The following is a 2,582-nucleotide window of genomic DNA, read 5'->3' as shown; positions in this document are numbered from 1 at the left end:
CCCATTCCCCATTCCCCATTCAAATAATTCCCAGTTTGGCTAACCGTTCAATGGTGGCTTGCTGCGTTTGGAGGAAGTGTTTGCGGTCTACTTCTCCCTCCAGCATAGTATTAGCTGGGTAAAAGTGTGATTGGCGGTAACTTTCGGCGTATAGTTCAAATCGTTGGCGTGAAAGTAAATTATTTAACCCTGGTCGGCGGCGATCGCGGCGTAATGCTCCTAAATCAATCTCTGCAAATGCTGCCATGCTCTCACCTGCACCTGTTTCTGCTAAAACGATTCCGCGATGGTCAATGATTTTAGAACCACCGTCAGCCGAAGCAATGGGGATAGCAATATTAGCGATGCCTGCGGTATTAGCTGAAACTACATAAGCCATATTTTCGACGGCGCGAGTGATTTTTGCCGCATCTTTGGGCGTGAGGTTTTTGTTATACACTTCTGAGGTGGAATGGACAAAAATCTCTGCTCCTCGCATCGCCAGACACCGCGCCACTTCTGGATACAAAATTTCTTCTGATGCTAAAGCTGCCAAATTACCGATCTCCGTTTTGGCTACGGGGAAAACTCCCTCTAAACCATAGCAGTCAAGATATTTATCCCAAACATCATGGGGGGTGGGAGCAAATAAGGAATTAAGCCGCCGATATCGCAAAACAATTGAGCCAGAAGGGTCAAGAATAAAGCAGGTTTGGAAGTACAATCCGGGAAAGTTGGGGTCAACTTCGTAGGCGTTACCAGCTAAAAAGATTTTATGCTTTTGGGCAATTTTACCAAGTGCTTCATACTCAGCACCAGCCATTTCTATACAAGCTTTTTCTGCCCATCCTAAGAGAGAATCTCCCATCGGGAAAGCAGTCAGGAAATATTCTGGCAGTACAATTAAACGACAATCGAAGCCAATGAAAGCGATACTGGCAGAAATTTGTTGTGCTAGGCGGTTGATGGAGTTTTGCATGAGCGATCGCGCTTCGTGGCAATCGCTTGCTTGGTTGACTGCATGACAGGTAACTTGGAGTGCTAAAGCTCGGTATGAGTTGAGATTATCGGTGTTATCTGCCATGCTGTGTCCAAATTTTATTACTACCTTATAGAATACGATGCCTACGGTGGTCACGTAGCTCTTGTGAATTCTGACTTCTGACTTCTGAAATCTTCAATTATTGTTTGCTTCTGTTGTCTTTGGATACACTTAATTTAAATGAAGAACTCCAGGTAGAAGAGAGAATGTCAAATTTCCCCGATCGCACAGAGTCAAACACTGATAAAGTTTTACTCATCGGAGTTACTGGCGGCACAGGTGGAAATGTCGTTAAGGGATTTCTCGAACAGGGAGTTACAAAGATGCGAGTCATCACTAGAGAAATTGACCTTAATCGTCCAACTCTTGCAAAGCTCAACGATGCCGGAGTTGAACTGGTAAAAGCCAACCTCGACGATGAAGCCTCGCTCATAGCAGCCTTTACAGGAATTTCGGCTGTTTACTGCCACGCTACTGCTGCGGACTCTGCTAAAATTGACCCGCTAGAGGTGGAGAGAGCAAGGCGAGTTGCACAAGTTGCAAAACTTGCTAATATTAAGCACTTTGTCTACAATTCCGCAGGTGGGGCGGACAGGAATTCAGGAATCCCCCGCATTGAGCAAAAGTACCAAGTAGAGCAAATTCTCAAAGAAGCTGGCTTACCGACTACCATGTTGCGAGCTTGCTTGTTTATGGAGGAGTTTTGGAAGAAGTACACGCGACCTTCCATCCTCAAAGGTAGTTTCCCATTTTCCATTCAGCAAGACTTGCCCCTTCATCTAATCACAACCAAGGACATGGGCCGCGTTGCTGCCTACGTAATTAAACATCCCACCAAGTATATTGGTCAAGAAATTGAGCTAGCTGGCGATGTGCTGACTCCTCTTGGGATGGCAGAGGCATTCTCCCAAGCGCAGGGGATGAAAGTTGTCTACAAAGAGACACCCGCCTGGATTTTCTTACTCTTGCTGCAAAAGGAACTGTTCGATTTGATTCAGTGGTATCGCAAGCAAGGTTATCAAGCCGATGTCTGGCGTTTACGAGAAGAGGAGTTTCCTGGACTTCTGACCACATTTAGGGAATTTCTCGCAGAAACCAACTGGGCAAATACAGAACTTACTTACGAAAGTCTGCGATCGGATTAGTATACTGTGGCAAAAGTTAGCCTACCTTTAACGGCGTTGCAGAACAGTGGGATGAATTGAGGCAAGCAGGGGAAGCAGAGGAGGCAGGGGGAGCAGGGGAAGCAGGGGAAGAATGTCATTTCTGCTCCAAATAGGCGCCAGGCGATTTGGTTGTCTGGGTCGCGTTGTGCGATCGCCCGGCGCACAATTAAATCACGGGTAGTGAAACAAAGCAGTTGCAGGGTTATGAGATTGCTTTGCAACTGTACAAGACGCTCTGCGATGGCGTACCCGCCCTTTCCGGTGGCGATCGCAATCACACCTTATCAGTCGATGATTCCTCGTTTAGATGCCTTTGCCCTTACTATAAATTCAGTAATAATACTGGAACTTCATACAAAATATTTTTTATTATACTTAATTATAAAAATAAAAAT

The 2,582-nt window shown here is 45.7% G+C and carries 2 protein-coding genes and 1 pseudogene; 1 reads left to right on the top strand and 2 read right to left on the bottom strand.

All coding sequences use genetic code 11. The features are described from left to right. Positions 1 to 19 precede the first annotated feature (19 nt). Positions 20 to 1,063: a nitrilase-related carbon-nitrogen hydrolase gene (locus tag ACFFAP_RS37910; RefSeq protein ID WP_375516018.1), complete on the bottom strand. Its 1,044-nt coding sequence runs from the start codon at positions 1,061 to 1,063 to the stop codon at positions 20 to 22. A gap of 119 nt (positions 1,064 to 1,182) precedes the next feature. Between ACFFAP_RS37910 and ACFFAP_RS37905 the strand changes: the two genes are divergently transcribed. After that, positions 1,183 to 2,166, top strand: a complete 984-nt coding sequence (locus tag ACFFAP_RS37905) for an NmrA family NAD(P)-binding protein (protein WP_375516017.1) — start codon at positions 1,183 to 1,185, stop codon at positions 2,164 to 2,166. A gap of 113 nt (positions 2,167 to 2,279) precedes the next feature. Here ACFFAP_RS37905 and ACFFAP_RS37900 read toward each other — a convergent pair. Next, positions 2,280 to 2,363, bottom strand: a pseudogene (locus ACFFAP_RS37900) (red chlorophyll catabolite reductase); the annotation flags it as partial. Positions 2,364 to 2,582 lie beyond the last annotated feature (219 nt).

Origin of the sequence: uncultured Nostoc sp. (assembly GCF_964245575.1) — a bacterium.
In the GTDB taxonomy this organism is placed as follows: Bacteria; Cyanobacteriota; Cyanobacteriia; order Cyanobacteriales; family Nostocaceae; genus Nostoc.
Note: the sequence above shows the minus strand (reverse complement) of the source record. Positions and strands in the feature narration are given on the sequence as shown.

Excerpts from the sequence above, each read along its gene's own strand:
- ACFFAP_RS37910 (WP_375516018.1), bottom strand. The coding sequence starts at position 1,063 with ATGGCAGATAACACCGATAATCTCAACTCATACCGAGCTTTAGCACTC.